Genomic DNA, 15617 nt, shown 5'->3' on the forward strand with positions numbered 1-15617 from the left:
AGTGCTTTATTGTTTAATAAAACACTTTTATTTTTTATATTACTCTGTCATTTCCAAAACGACTTTTAAACTAATTTTTAAATTATCATCTTTAAATTCACTTTTATGATAACTATTTCCAGTTTTCTTTACTTGCACACTATTGTTATTACCTTCTAGTGTAGAACTAAATAGATGATCAAAATAAATTTTTGTTCCTCCTGAACTTGTAGGTTTTTCTACTAAGCCCATTGTTAGAGTTGTTGATTTATTATTGTTATTTGAAAGTTCTAATTTTAATAAATCTATTAATAAAATTGAACTTATTAAATTATTTTCTGTTGTTTCAAAATCTAAAGAAATGTTTATTATGTTTCTGTATTTTTGTGGATAAAGTCTAAAGTAGTCAATATAATTTTGCATTAATTCATCTAAATTAAAAGTTTGTTTTTTTTCTAAATTAAAATCTGCTTTAAAATTTTCACTATTGCTAAAAATCAAAGATTGAAATTGTTTAAAAAATGCAGTGATATAAAAATCACTCATTATTTGAAATGAAGTAAAGTATTGATTTTCAGGATAACCTAAAAGAGATACATTTTTTCAAAGTGTTCCATCCAAGTAAAAGTCTCCTTCTAAAGAAACTTTATATTGAGAACTTTGCTTTCCATAAACTTTAAAATCTAATCTTTGAACTACAATCTCTTGAGATTCTAGTAAAGTTTCAAAAAACATTTTTTTAACAAACTCTCCTGAAGAATCTATTGCTCCAAACTTTGTTTCTATATGTTCTAATTCAATAAATGAAACATTATTTTGTTTTTTATATTCAAGTCATTCATCAAATTCTCTTTGAAATTGTTTTGACATATCATAAGTTTTGTTGTCGACTAACTCATTGTTTTCATCAACTTCAAAATGCGAAGTTGTTAAATCCATTGCATAATCATAGTATCTATATTCATCTTTATTTTCAACTTGATTATTTACATTAACTATTGCTGATAAGTTTGGTGTTGTCATACCTAAACCAAATAAAAGTTGTAAGATTTTCATCATACTAAAATCCTTTCTTTCAACATTCCCACCCAACCAACCTTAATTATTCATGTATTTTAGTAGCTATTAATTTATAACAAAAGATAAACTTCAATATAATTTTATAATCTAAACTAAAAAAAAAAAAAAAAAAAAAAAAGTAAATTTAGTGATTTACTCTTTTCTTTGATCTTCTTTTTTGTTTTTCTTGCATTAAATCCATTTCAACTAATTCTTGAGCAATAATTCTATTTCTTCTTCATGGATCTGGTTTGTAATGATAAATTACATAAATTGATCCATCTAAAATTAGAATTGCAATTACAGGAATTACAGCTATCGCTAAAGCTCCTGGAATTAAGTATCAGTTTGCAGAACTATATTGATTTAATTCAGTTAAGTTTAAAATTTTATCATTAAACCCTGGTATAAAAATTACCAACAAGTTTAAACCTATTGCTCCTAAACTTGAAATAAATAATGGTTTATTATGAACTATATCTAATTTTTTATCTGCTTTTCAATTTGATAATTTAATTGTGTTTGCATAGAAACAAGGTGCACAAGTAATTGCAATAAACATTGCAGTTCTTCCATAATCTCCTATTTCAATTTTTGTTTCCACATCAATTGCTTTACTTCTTAAAGCTTCATGTCAATTATTAAATGAAATATTATTTTCTACACCTTGTAATTTTAAAATTCTGTCCAACTCATCTGGAGTTACAAACATCATTCCAAAATAATAAGCACCAATTGAAGCTATTGTTGTAAATAAAATTATTTTAAATAGTGTAAATCCTAATCCTTTAAATAATGAATTCTTTCCTTTGACCGGTTTTATCTTCATTAAACTTGGATCGTTTGCACCCATTCCCATTGAAAGAGCAATAATTGATTCAACAATTAAGTTCATTCATAAAATGTTTGTAGCTTCTAAAGGAGAAACTGAATTGATAACAGATAATATAAATATTGCCAAAACGTTTGCTAAGTTTACACCAATCACAAAAGCAATAGCTCTTTTAATTTTTTGATAAACGTTTCTTCCTTCGTTAACTCCTTTGATAATTGTTTCAAAGTTATCATCAGTTAAAATAATATCACTTGCTTGTTTAGCAACATCTGTTCCAGTTATTCCCATAGCCACACCAATGTCAGCTTTACTTAAACTTGGAGCATCGTTTACTCCATCACCTGTCATTGAAGTGATGTTACCTTTTTGTTTTAAAGCATCAACAATTCTAACTTTATGTTCTGGGTTAACTCTAGCAAAAACTTTTATTTGTTCAATAACTCTTAATAATTGTTTGTCATCAAGTTTGTTTAAAGTTTCACTACTCATTACTTCATATTCAGAATGAGCTAAGTCTAATTCTTTTGCAATTGCAAGAGCAGTTACAGCATGATCACCTGTGATCATTACAACTTCTATTCCAGCATCATGAGCTAATTGAACAGCATTAACTGCAGTTTCTCTAACAGGGTCAATCATTCCAACTGCTCCTAAAAAGATTAAGTCATGTTCTAAGTCATCTTTATCTTCAAGTTTGTCATAGTTTTCGTGATATCCAAAAGCAAGAACTCTTAAAGCATCTTGAGAAAGTTCATTTGCCATTTCTAACAAATGTTTTTTATCTTCTTCTGTGATATCTCTTAAAACATTATCAACCATTATCTTGCTACATCTTTGTAGTAACTGATCGATTGCACCTTTTGTGAAAGCAAAGTTTTTATTGTTAATTTCATTAACAGTTGTCATCATTTTTCTTTCACTGTCAAAAGGCATTTCATCAATTCTTTTTCAAACATCTCTTGAGTCTTGTTCGTCATATCCAATTATTTCAGCATAATCAACAAGAGCAAGTTCTGTTGGATCTCCTATTCTTTCATTTCCTTCTGTAACTGAATCGTTACATAGAACTAAAGCTTTTAAGAATAAATCCATGTGGTTATCATTTTTTTCTTTTGCATATTCTTTTGATGTAATTATTTTATTGTCCATTATCATTTTTTTAACAGTCATTCTGTTTTGAGTTAATGTTCCAGTTTTATCTGTACAAATAAAGTTAACATTACCTAAAGTTTCAACAGCTTGAAGTTTTTTAATAATAACATTTTGTTTAACCATTTTTTTAGTACTAATACTTAAGGTAATAGAAACAACAGCTGCTAAACATTCTGGAATAACTCCAATTGCTAAAGTAATAGCAACCATTAAATAGTTAGCTCATGCATTTTTATCTCCACTAAAGAATAATGTAGTGAAAATTAATATTGCAAGAACAAAACTTAAACCACTCACTCAGTAAGTAAATGAGTTTAACTTTCTTTCTAATGGAGTTGATTCTTCTTCGTTTTCATTAATTGATTTTGCAATTTTTCCAATTTCAGTTTCTTCACCAGTTTTTATAACAACACCAATTGCTCTTCCTGATGTAATAAATGTTGACATGAAAGCAATATTTTTCATATCAGCTAAAATTGTTGTTGCTTCTTTTAAAGGTAAATGTGTTTTTTCAACAGGCAATGATTCTCCTGTTAAGTTAGCTTCATCAATTGAAAGATCACTTGATTCAACTATTCTAAGTTCTGCTGGAATATATTTTCCAGCTTCTAAAACAACTATATCTCCCGGAACTAATTCACTTGCATCAATTTCTTGTTGCATACCATTTCTAATAACCACAGCTCTAGGTTTTGAAAGTGATTTTAAAGCATCCATTGATTTTCTAGCTTTAATTGTCTGAACAGTTTCTAAAACAGCATCAATTAAAACAATTGATAAAATAACAGCTGCATCGATAAATTCTGAAGGTTCGATGTGACCTTTGTTAGAAATTATTGGTGCAATAATTGAAATTACAGCTGCTCCCATTAAAACTAATAGTATTGGTTCAACTAAAGTTTTTAGAAATATTAAATATCAAGGAGTTACTTTTCCTTGAGGTAATTCATTAAGTCCATATTTTTCTTTTTTAGATTCAACTTGTTGTGAAGTTAAACCCTCTTTTATATTTGTCTCTAATTTTTTTTCGAGTTCTGGTTCAGAACTTAAAAGATTTTCGTCCATATATACTTCCACTTCTTTTTTTCAATATTTAAATTATAACAAAAATAATAATTGAAAGTTATAAATGTTTTTTACTTGATAAATAAAAAATCTAATTCATTTAAAAATTAGATTTTTTATTTTTAAAGTTCTCTAGTTTCACAAACTTTTTTAAATCATTCATATGATTTTTTAGGAATTCTTTTTTTTGTTCCATTACCAAAGTTATCTTGATCCACATAAATGAAACCATATCTTTTTGTCATTTCACTAGTTCCATGGGATATTATATCCATTAAACTTCATGCTGTATAACCAATACACTCAACACCATCTTCTACAGCTGATTGTAATTGCTCTAAGTGAGCTTTTATATATTCTATTCTGTAGTCATCTTCAACCTTGTTGTTCAAGAGAGTCTCATCATAACCTATACCATTTTCTAAAATAAATAATGGTTTTTGATATCTATCTCAAAGTCTATTCATAAGAATTCTTAAACCAATTGGATCGATTTGTCATCCTCAATCATTTTCCTTTAAATACTTATTTTTACCTGTTTTTGCAAGATTACCTTCTGTAAGCCCACCTTCATTTTCTGTTACAACTCCACTCATATAATAACTAAAACCAACAAAGTCACAAGTATTTTCTTTCATAATTTTTTTGTCTTCTTCAGACAGTTTTAAATCTAAATCAAATTTTTTAAAAAGATTTAAAGTGTATTTAGGATATTCTCCTCTATGCAAAACATCGAAGAAAGAATAAATTTTTAACTGTTGATCCTTCTCTGCTTTAAGAACCAATTGAGGGTCTGTGTTTTCATAGTAACTAAGCATTGTAGCTACCATTGAACCAAATTTAAAATTAGAATTTATTTTTCTTCCCAACTTAATAGTTTTTGCATTAGCTATAAAAATATTATTCAAAGCAATCATTGATAATCCTAAAATTTGTGGATGTTCATCATCTCTTAATCCAGCTCCTGCTCAAACACTATAATTTGCTGCATTAATTTCATTAAACGGTATTCAGTATTTTACTTTATCCTTATATCTTTCTAAAACTGTTTTTGCAAAGTTCAAATAGAAATCTATTATCAAAGGATTTTTTCACCCACCATATTTTTCAACTAAGTTGTATGGCATTTCATAATGAGAAATAGTTATAATAGGTTCTATTTTATTTTTTACTAACTCATCAATTAAATTATCATAAAACTCTAACCCTTTTAAATTTGGTTCAGTTTCATCTCCATTAGGAAAGATTCTAGTTCATGCAATTGAAGTTCTAAAGCAATCGTTTTTCATATTCGCAATTAATTCAACATCTTCTTTATATCTATTGTAGAAATCAACTCCAAATTTTTTTGGATAAACATAAGTCCCATCATCTTCTAAAGCTTCTTGAAGTTTTTCTTTTGTCATTTTTCTTTCTGTATTAATATCTTTGCGATCCAAATCAGGATTGTATCTTCTTAGTTCAGCAATAGAAAGTCCTTTTCCATTAACATCAAAAGCACCTTCGGCTTGATTTGCTGAAATTGAACATCCAAGCAAGATATCATTGTTAATTTTTTTCATGTTATGCTCCTCTTAATATTTTTATTTGATTTTTAGTTTCTTTTTTTAAAATTTTAATTTGTGTTAAATTTTCTTTCTTTAAATCTCTGTCTAAATTTTTTGTATTTTTATTTATTAGATTTTTTAAATCATTTTTATAATCTTTTTTTAATTGTTCTACTTTTTCATTTACTACTTTGTAATCAAAATCATATTCTTCTTTAAGAATTTCATTAGTTCTCTTTTCAAATCTTTTTACTTTTGACAAAATCATAGTCGCTAAAAAGCTAACACTAATTGTTGTTGCTAAACTTAAGAATCCTCATAAGAAGTTACCTCCAGCTCAAGTATTTAAATTCATACTTTCAGGAGCACTTGAAGCAAAACCAATTACTCCAAGAATACCAAATGGTGATGCTGTTGTTCAAACACCTGCAGATGTATAAAGTAAAGTACCAAAGTATGCTCCAATAACAGAACCTATCATAGGATATATATATTTTATACCAACTGAATAAATACAAGGTTCAGTAACACCAGCAACAAATCCTGAAAGCGAATTACTATAAGCTACTTGTCTTACTTTTTTACAATTTTTATTTTTTAAACCAAATGCAAATGTTGCAACTGCTGTACTTACGTTTGAAATTATTAATAAACCCATAATTAAGCTACCGTTATTTTGAACAATATCTTGCATTAATATTGGTGTTATACATCTATGAATACCAAAGATAACCATTGGTGCGTACATTGCCCCAATAAGTGGTGTAAATATATACTTAGTTATCCCATTAGTCATTAAATAGTTAAAAGCAATTGACAAGTAACTAGTAAACAACAAACCAACTGGAGCTATGAACAATATTGCAATAAAAATTGTTGAAACAATTACAATTGTAGGTTCAATTAGCATTCTAAAACTACCAAAGTTAGCTTTTTCTAATCCCTTTTGAATTAAAGAACCAATATAAGCAACAAGAACCATTGGAAGCACTAATCCTTCAAATGATATTTTTCAAGGGTATGGGAATCCAAATATATTTCAACTAGGCATTGAAGCTAAAATTGTAGATCCTTCTGCTACTTCGATATCGTTTAATGCAGTTAGATAAGGATTACATAAAGCTGCACCTATAACTATTCCATAAATAGGATTTGAGTTCATACATTTAAATGTCGATCATGATACCCCTATTACAACAAAATATATAAGACCTCTTGAAATTGTTTTATTTAAATCATTTAATTCATTTAGTCAACCTACATTTTTGTTAGACTCTGCTGCTAAAAATATTGGTAACCTCAACATTTCTCAAAATCCAATTGTTATTAAAATAATTAAGAGTGGTGCAAAAACTTGGGAAATAAATGTCAAAAAAGATCTTTTCGGCTGTTTTGTTTCTAAGTCAGTTTCAGATTTATCATCTTTTTTTACATCTATTTTATTTTGCTCACAAAATAATTTATACAACTTTGTTACGTTAGGTCCAACAATTACTTGTCATTCACCTGAAGATAAAACAACACCTGATACAAAAGTTAATTTCTTAATTTCATCTTTTTGAAATAAGTTCATATCTTTAACTATAAATCTTAATCTCGTCATGCAGTGATATACTTTTTCAATATTACCAACTCCTCCAACGAGATTAGTTAATTTTTCTATCTCTTCTTTTGTAAATTTCATAACATCCTCCAAAAATATTTTCACTTAAATGAAATAAATTTGAAAGTAAAATGAACTAGTTTGATTTTTAAAAACTAGTTCATTAAAATTTTAATAAGTAATCAAGATACTTTCACATATAAATTAAAATAAAGTTTCTATCAATATAATTTCTTTTAAAATTTTCATTATCAAAATATATAACTTCAACTTTTTTTGAATCTAGATATTCTTTTCATTGTAGTGAAGAAATTACAATAATATCTTCTTTGCTTAAGTTGATGTAATCCAAAAACTTTTTTAAAAATGAATTGTCTCTTCCAGAAAAAATAAATAATGATTTACAAGATTCTAAATTTATGTTTTTTAAAGTAAGAACATCTTTTTCCAGATTAATTACATTACTTGTAATTTTGTTTTCATCCAAAACATCTTTTAAGAAAATTGTTGAAAAATTTGTTTGGTAACTGGAAAATATATTTATTATTTTATTATCTTTACTAATAAATTTTAAAATTTTTTCATGATTTTTCAATATAAAATTTTTTAGATTATTGTTAGTAGTATCTAAAAAATTTTCTTTATTTTTTTGATTATAAATTTTTTGATTATTATTTATTTCAAAATTATTTTCATATTCTATTTTTAATCTTATTTGAAGTTCTCTGTAACCACTTACTAAAACCGCTTTTGAAAAAGCTGTGATAGTTGATTTAGAACAATTGCATTTCATCGCTAGATCATCTTGACTCAAAAAAACACCATTCGAAAAGTCAGACAATATTTGTTTAGAAATTATTTTAAATACCGTGTTTCTATTTTCCCTACCCAAATTATCAATGTTTCTATATATAGAATTCATTTACTCAACTCCTTTTTTCAAATCAATTACATTATATAAATAAAAATCCCAATTTATATTTATATAATTGGGATTTTTATATTAAAGTTCTCCAGTTTCTCTGAATTTTTTAAATCAACTAAATGATTTTTTCTTGAATCTATCTCCAGTTCCTTTATGATAGTCATCATAATCAACAAAGATTAATCCATAACGTTTTGACATTTCATTTGTAGATAAACTTACAACATCAATTGGAGTTCACATTGTATAACCAAATACATCTACTCCATCAATAATAGCTTCATTCATTTGTTTGAAGTGTTCTGATAAGTAATCAATTCTGTAATCATCTTCTACAGTGTTGTTTTCATTTAAAGTTTCAACAACTCCAATTCCATTTTCAGAAATGAATAATGGAATTTGGTATTTATCTCACAACTCGTTTAAAGTAATTCTTAAACCAATTGGATCGATTTGTCATCCTCATTCAGTAGCTTTTAAGAATGGGTTTTTTCCTCCCATTAATAAGTTTCCTCCTGATGTTTCACTAATGTCTTTTGACATTGTTGAAGTCATGTAGTAACTGAATGTAATGTAATGAATTGGGTTATTTTTTATAACTTCCATTTCTTCTGGGGTTGTTTCGAATTTAACATTGTTTTCTTCAAAATAACGTTTTGAATATGTTGGGTATTTCCCTTTAACCATTACATCATAATAGAAATCTCTTTCCATTTGTTGGTATTTTAAGTTTTCTAATACGTTAACTGGGTTACAGTCAGCATAATATGTTTCAATGTTAGCAACCATACATCCCATTTTTAAATTAGATGAGATTGATTTTGCAATTTCAATTACTTTAGCTTGTGCATAAAATTGGTTGTGTAAACCTTGTCATGCAGCATTTTTATATTCTTGTTCAGTTGCAAAATCTTCTTTGAAAATACCCAACCCTGTTATAGGTGAGTGAGTTGCAATGTTGATTTCGTTGAATGGTAATCAATATTTAACTAAATCTTTATATTCATTCATGATAACTGTTGCAAATTTGATGTAAAGATCAATAACTTCTTTGTTTGATCATCCACCATATTTTTTAGTAATTGGGTAAGGTACATCATAGTGTTGAATAGTTAACATTATTTCCATTCCAGAGTTTCTACACTCTGTAAAAACGTTTCTATAAAATTCAATTGCGTTTTTATTTGGTTCAGCTTCATCTCCATTTGGGAAAATTCTACTTCATGCAATTGACATTCTATAAATGTTCATTCCAGCTTCTTTAAATAAAGCTATATCTTCTTTATATCTATTGTATTGGTCTACACCAAATCTTTTTGGATAATGCAAACCATCTTTGTTTTCGATTGACTTTTCATAGTCTTCTCTAGTATAAGCATTTAATTCCCCTATACTTTTACGATCTAAATTTGGGTTGAAAGGTCTCATTTCAGCGATAGTAAGTGACTTACCATCAACATCATAAGCTCCTTCTACTTGTGAAGCAGAAGTTGCTCCCCCTCACAAGAAATCTTTTTTAACAAATTTCATAATTTGCCTCCTTAAGCTTTTGCTAATAAGTTTAGTTTTTGTTCTTTATTGAAGTGAATTTTTTTCTCTTCAATAAATCCATAACCAACTTCTACTGTGTTTGCAGCATTTCAATATAAGTCTTTAAATTGAAGTAATTCAACTTTGTTTGCTTGTTTTGAAATGTTTTCAACTGTTTTGTTTGAGTCTTGTTCAAGTTTTTTAATTGTTTCTTTGTATTCTTTTACCATAGCAACATTTTCTTTGATTAACTCTTCTTTTTGTAAGTTCAGTGGATTTATTTTATCTGCTAAACTGTATTCATTATATTTGTTTACGATTAAATCAATTTTCTCTTGATCTAATTTTTCGTTTGCTTGAGCTTTTGTAGCTTTTTTATATAATTTAGTTTTCACTTTTTCTTCAATACCGTTTAATCTAGCAATTTTTGACTCTATTGAAGTTAATTTTTGAATATATTTTTCATAACCGATAATTATTTCTTTATTATTTTTAAACTCTAAAGATAATTTATCTGCTTGTTCAATTCATGATTGAACGTTTTCAAATTCCATTTTTTTCAATAACTTAGTAATTCTTTTTGATAATTTAATTGAGTATTTATATTCATTTTTTCTTTCTCTATAGAAGAAGAATGAAAGTAATATTCCCGCAATTATAGTTGCCAAGAAAGAAATTAGAAGAATAACTTTATCCATTGGTTTATCGTAGTTTAAAACAGCTAATATACCTTGTGGTCCAACACTGTTTTGAACAACTCCAAACACTCCACAAATAAATCCTCCAACACCACTTGCTAATGAACCTATTATAAATGGTTTAACTTTAGGTAAGTTTATACCATAGATTATTGGTTCTGTAATTCCAAAGACTCCAGCTGGAACTGAGTTTCAAGCAAGTTGTCTTAAATTTCCATTTTTTGAAAATAAACCAATTCCAATTACAACACCTAATTGACCCATAACAGCAACAGTAACTGCTGGTAGCATTGGTGAAGGTGTATGATGTGAAATTATTGGCAACATCATTGTCATAGCGATTGCTATATGACATCCAGTAAGTACTAATGGTTGTCATATAATGGCAAATATTGCTACACCAAACCCAAATGGTATTGTACCTATTAGGTTTACTAACATAACCATTACGAATTCAACCAATCCTAAAATCGGTCCTGCAACAAACAATACTGGTACAACAGTAAAGAATATAACTAACGCTGCTCTAAAAACAACATCAATTGAACTTGGCATTCAAGTTTTAATTCATTTATCTGAGTATGTAACTAAGAATCCTGCAAGAATGAATGGAAGAACACTTCCTTCATATGCTTTTATTACTACAGGATAATCTGATATTCTGAATAAGAATCAACCAGATATACCATAATTACCCTCTGACATTAATTGTCCAAATTTTCATTGATCTGGTAGAGTTGGATCTCCAGAACTAGCAAAGAAAATTCTTGATGTAAGTAATAGTCCTACAAATATAGCCAATATTGTATTACCATTTAAATATTTAACTGTATTGTATATAAAGAATATACCTATTAAGTTTAATCCAACTTTTTGTAAAACATACATAATAACAGTTAATAAGTTAACATCTTGGATAAATATAGGATTACCCTCTTTATCTAAACCATCTAGGTTTTGAGTTCAACCAATTTGGTTTGTAATTGCATATAATGCTCCAAAAATACCAACAGCCATTAACACAGGAATAATAGGAACCATAATTCCAGCTATTCCCTCCATGATAATAGAACCAACTGATTTGTGAACTTTTGCTTTCACTTCAACAGTTGAACCTGAATAATCATGAGCTTTTTCAATTTCTTCTCTAACTTTGTAACATTCTCCACCAATAATGATTTGTAGTTCATCACCATTTCAGTTTAAACCTTTTACAAGTTCGTTTTGTTTAATTTTAGCTTCATCAACTTTTGCTTTATCATTTATGTTAAATCTAAGTCTTGTCATACAGTTATAAACTCTTGAGTAGTTTTTTTCTCCACCAACAGCATTAACAAAATGTTCTGCTGCTAATTGGTATTTAGACTTAAATTCTTTTATCCCATTCTCTTTTTTTTCAGGTGCAGCTGTTTTGTAACTTACTTTACAAATCAACTCACCTTTTTTGTATTTACCTTCTTTTAAACCAACAATTTGAATATCTTCAGCACTTGTTGGATCAAAAACTATAGGTGTTTCGCTTGTTATTTGATTTTCTTTTAAAACTTCTAAATCAACACTAAATATTGCATCATTAAGTTTTAAGTTTTGATCAACTTTTACTTTAGGATTAAATGGTTTTCCATTTAATTTAACAGTGTCTATACCACAATGAATTAAAACATCTAATTGGTTATTTATTTTAAAACCATAAGCATGCTTTGTATCAAATGTCATTGAACATTTTGCCTTATCAAATGGTAATACAAAATTACCATTTTCTGGTATAACAACTATTCCATCTCCCAGCATCTTTTGTGCAAAAACATCATCGCTACATTTTGATATATGTTTTACTTCACAATCAACTGGCGCATATAGATTAATTTCCATATAACTTCCCCCTTTACAATAATATTTTCCATTTTATTTGAAAAAAAAGAATAGATTTCTCTATTCAGTCAAGTACTTTACTAATTGTGTAGTTTTTAAAGTTTATTAGATATTGTAAAGAACAGTAAGTTTAAAGCCACTATTCTTGTGTCTAATCTAGAATTGTCTTGTTCAAAGTTAATTAAAAGCTTATTTGTAAAGTCTAGTTCAATTTTGTTTTCTTGCTTTTCTGTAACAATTAAAAAGTTTGCAACATTTGGATCATATGACTTTGAAAAGTTATCTACTAAAGTATCATTATCTCTTCCTGTTAAAACAACTAGATTAACTCCGTTTGCTGGAGTTTTTCTTTCTTTATATCTATATTCATTATTTAAAAGAATTGCATTTTTTCCATTTTCAATTAAAAGATTTGCTAGATATTTAGAACAATCAAAAGATTGTTGAGATGAATATATATTTATAATCTCAGCAGTTTTAAGTTTTTCTACAAGTTGATTTATAAAATCTTCATTTTGTGAAATTCATGATTGAATTGAATCAACTACTTCTGCAGTATCTACTTTTTTTGATTTTTCTCAATCATATTTAGATCATTCATTTTTTATAGTGAATATAAATTCTCTATAACCTGAAAAACCAAGTTTTTTTGAAAACTTAGTTAATGTTGAAATTGAAACGAAAGTTTGACTAGCCAACTCTTCTTGATTGTAAAATTTACCTTTCTTTGTGTTTTCCAATATTTTTTTAGCAATTAGTTTGAAAGTAGTATCTTCAAAATCTTTGCTCATAATTTCTATTTTTTCAAAAACAGATGTCATTCATTTATACCTCTTAATATCTTAATTATAATTTTTTTTACTTCATTATTAAAAAAAAAAAAAAAAAAACATTTTACTTTTAATAAAATGTTTTAAAAAATTTAATACGTTTTGTTAATAAGCATTCATAAAGTTTATTTATTTAAATGGTCCAAGAAAGTTAGAGCTCCGATGTATCTAACAGCTTGGTTTGCAAATTTATTTGATGTTGAAACAATTTCAATTACATCTTCTTTGCTAGATTCACTATTAATGTCTTTTGAAACAAATTCATTAATTAAACTTGATATAAATGCATCTCCAGCTCCTGTTGTATCTGCAAGTTCTTCACAAACAACTGTTGGAACATAAATGATTTCACCATTTCATCCACACATTGTATCATTACTTCCTCTTGTAATACAAATTAAAGCGTTTGGATTAAATCCCATAAGTACTTTAATAGCTCTTTCTTGTTCATTAGTTCCAGTTACTAATAAAAGTTCTTCATCACTTAATTTAATTAAGTCAGCTTTGTCTAAAAACGGAGTTGATAGTCTAATAAATTCTTTGATTTCTGCTTCAGTAGTTCAAAGGTTGTCTCTGAAGTTTGGATCAAAACAGAATTTAATATTATTTTCTTTTGCAAAGTCAAATAGTTCTCAATATGAATCACTTAGATCACCTTCAAGCAATGCTGTTGCACTACCAAAGTGAATAAAGTCAATTTCTTTTAATTGGTCTTGTGAAAAATTTGATAGTTGAAAGTCTGCATCACTGTTTCTTGTGAATTCAAAAAATCTTTCTTTGTTTTCATCAAGAGTAACTTTTGCAATTGTTGTTGGCAATTGTGACTCTTGAATGAAATCAGTTTTGATACCATATTTTTCTATAAAAGTTTTAATTTCATTTTTGTAATCATCATTTCCTAAACTTCCCATAAAATAACTTTCATTATTTTTAAGAGCTGCAATTGAACAAGCAACATTAAAACTTGCTCCTCCAACAACTGCATTAGTTTTGTTTGCTTCTGAATATACATCCATTAAAACTTCACCGATTGATACTATTTTTTTCATAATTTATTTTCCTTTTAATTCGTTTTTAAACATTATATTATTTCAAACATATTTATTTGAATCAAGTTGGATAACTTTTAAGTTATTTAAATTTGCTGTAACTTTATTGTGTTCTTTAATAAAGAATCTTAAAGATATAGCATGTTGACCTTCGTTGATAAATATTTCTAAACAACTTCTGTCTACTAATATTCTAACATTTTTAATTTCTAAATTATCAAAATTAATGATTGAAGGTAAGTTATCTTCATCATTGTAATCCATTTTTGATCTGTCAATTGAGAAATTATTGTTTATGTTTTTTAAAATTATAAATTTATTTTCGCTCTGTATTTTAATTTCAAAATCTTGATTTGAAATATTGTCTGCCAATATTTCAACCAATCCGTTTTCATAAGTATAAGAATCATTTTCTTTTGTAATTTCATTTAATCTTAAGTTATCAATTTCTTTGATTGGTAACTGATATAAGAAATCATTTTTAACAAATAATTCTCTTGGAATTGTTAAATGATTACTTCAAGTTGTTAATTCTTCTGGGAATGGATTTGATTTTGAATTTCCCAATCAACCTAACATAATAATTCTGTCTTGAGTATTTGAAAATACTTGTGGTGCATAGAAATCAAAACCTAAATCAATTTTTCTTAATTCAGTTTTGAATTTAAAGTTAGCATCTCCATCCACTTCCACTTCTCTGTATTTAACAAAGTGACTTCCTTCACTTAAAGGAGCATCTTGTTCAAGACAAGCAAAAATATATTCTTTACCATCTAATTCAAAGTAGTTTGGACATTCAACCATGTAAGAGTTTTGTTCATCTCCTTGGTCAATTAAAACATCTTTTTTAAATTCTCATGATTCACCATTAAATTCATAAACATTAAGAACACCTTCTTTGTTTAAAGTTTGTGCTCCGTTTAACATGAATAATTTATTTTCTTTTTCAAATACTATTGGATCTCTAAAGTGACCTGTATATTTTTCTAAGTCACATTCAAATAAAAGTTCTTTTGTAACAACTTTTTGTTTTAAGTCAATTAAAGCTTTTAAAGTATAACTAGTTCTATCAACATCATTAAATTTTATATTTCCTGTATAGTAAATTTCCATCTCTCCTTGAGAGTTTACTCTTGCACTTCCTGAAAATACTCCATTTTTATCATAATCATTTGAAGGTATTAAAGTTAAACCTTCATAAGTATAATTTATGAAATCTTTTGTTGTATAAAGTCCTCATGATTTATTTCAGTGTTCTATACTAAAAGGACAACTTTGCATAAATACAAAATATTGTCCTTTGAAGTATACTAAACCATTTGGGTCATTTGTAGAACCAGCATATCCTGATAAGTGAAATTGATTGTTATATCAATCACTTTCTTTTTTATCATGATATTCTTTGAACAACTCTAAGTGACTTTCGTTTATTAAACTATATTTTTCTCACTTCATTTTTTGTTCTCCGTTTTT

The 15617-nt window shown here is 27.0% G+C and carries 10 protein-coding genes; all 10 read right to left on the reverse strand.

The window, feature by feature from the left end; genetic code table 4:
- Positions 1–39: 39 nt before the first annotated feature.
- A complete protein-coding gene (locus tag SBIUS_RS02440; protein WP_162684918.1) occupies positions 40–1035 on the reverse strand; it encodes a hypothetical protein in 996 nt (331 codons plus the stop codon).
- Positions 1036–1183: 148 nt separating this feature from the next.
- Positions 1184–4090 (reverse strand): cation-translocating P-type ATPase, encoded by a 2907-nt coding sequence (locus SBIUS_RS02445; RefSeq protein ID WP_162684919.1) that lies wholly within the window; start codon positions 4088–4090, stop codon positions 1184–1186.
- 122 nt (positions 4091–4212) lie between these two features.
- On the reverse strand, positions 4213–5652 hold the full coding sequence (locus tag SBIUS_RS02450; RefSeq protein WP_162684920.1) for a glycoside hydrolase family 1 protein: 1440 nt from the start codon (positions 5650–5652) through the stop codon (positions 4213–4215).
- 1 nt (position 5653) lies between these two features.
- Positions 5654–7321, reverse strand: a complete 1668-nt coding sequence (locus tag SBIUS_RS02455) for a PTS transporter subunit EIIC (protein WP_162685270.1) — start codon at positions 7319–7321, stop codon at positions 5654–5656.
- Positions 7322–7403: 82 nt separating this feature from the next.
- Positions 7404–8162, reverse strand: a complete 759-nt coding sequence (locus tag SBIUS_RS02460; protein ID WP_162684921.1) for a hypothetical protein — start codon at positions 8160–8162, stop codon at positions 7404–7406.
- An 81-nt stretch (positions 8163–8243) separates the two neighbouring features.
- Entirely contained in the window at positions 8244–9695 is a 1452-nt protein-coding gene (locus SBIUS_RS02465) for a glycoside hydrolase family 1 protein (protein ID WP_162684922.1), read from the reverse strand.
- Between the two features lie 11 nt (positions 9696–9706).
- Positions 9707–12265 carry a glucose PTS transporter subunit IIA gene (locus SBIUS_RS02470; protein ID WP_162684923.1) on the reverse strand — a complete coding sequence of 853 codons (2559 nt, stop codon included), beginning with the start codon at positions 12263–12265 and terminating at the stop codon, positions 9707–9709.
- Positions 12266–12360: 95 nt separating this feature from the next.
- Positions 12361–13086, reverse strand: coding sequence for a MurR/RpiR family transcriptional regulator (locus tag SBIUS_RS02475; protein WP_162684924.1), 726 nt, complete (start codon positions 13084–13086; stop codon positions 12361–12363).
- A gap of 134 nt (positions 13087–13220) precedes the next feature.
- Positions 13221–14144 (reverse strand): carbohydrate kinase, encoded by a 924-nt coding sequence (locus SBIUS_RS02480; RefSeq protein ID WP_162684925.1) that lies wholly within the window; start codon positions 14142–14144, stop codon positions 13221–13223.
- Between the two features lie 3 nt (positions 14145–14147).
- Positions 14148–15599 carry a glycoside hydrolase family 32 protein gene (locus SBIUS_RS02485; RefSeq protein ID WP_162684926.1) on the reverse strand — a complete coding sequence of 484 codons (1452 nt, stop codon included), beginning with the start codon at positions 15597–15599 and terminating at the stop codon, positions 14148–14150.
- Between the last annotated feature and the right edge of the window lie 18 nt (positions 15600–15617).

Source organism: Spiroplasma sp. BIUS-1 (genome assembly GCF_010365805.1).
Lineage (GTDB): Bacteria > Bacillota_I > Bacilli_A > Mycoplasmatales > Mycoplasmataceae > Spiroplasma_A.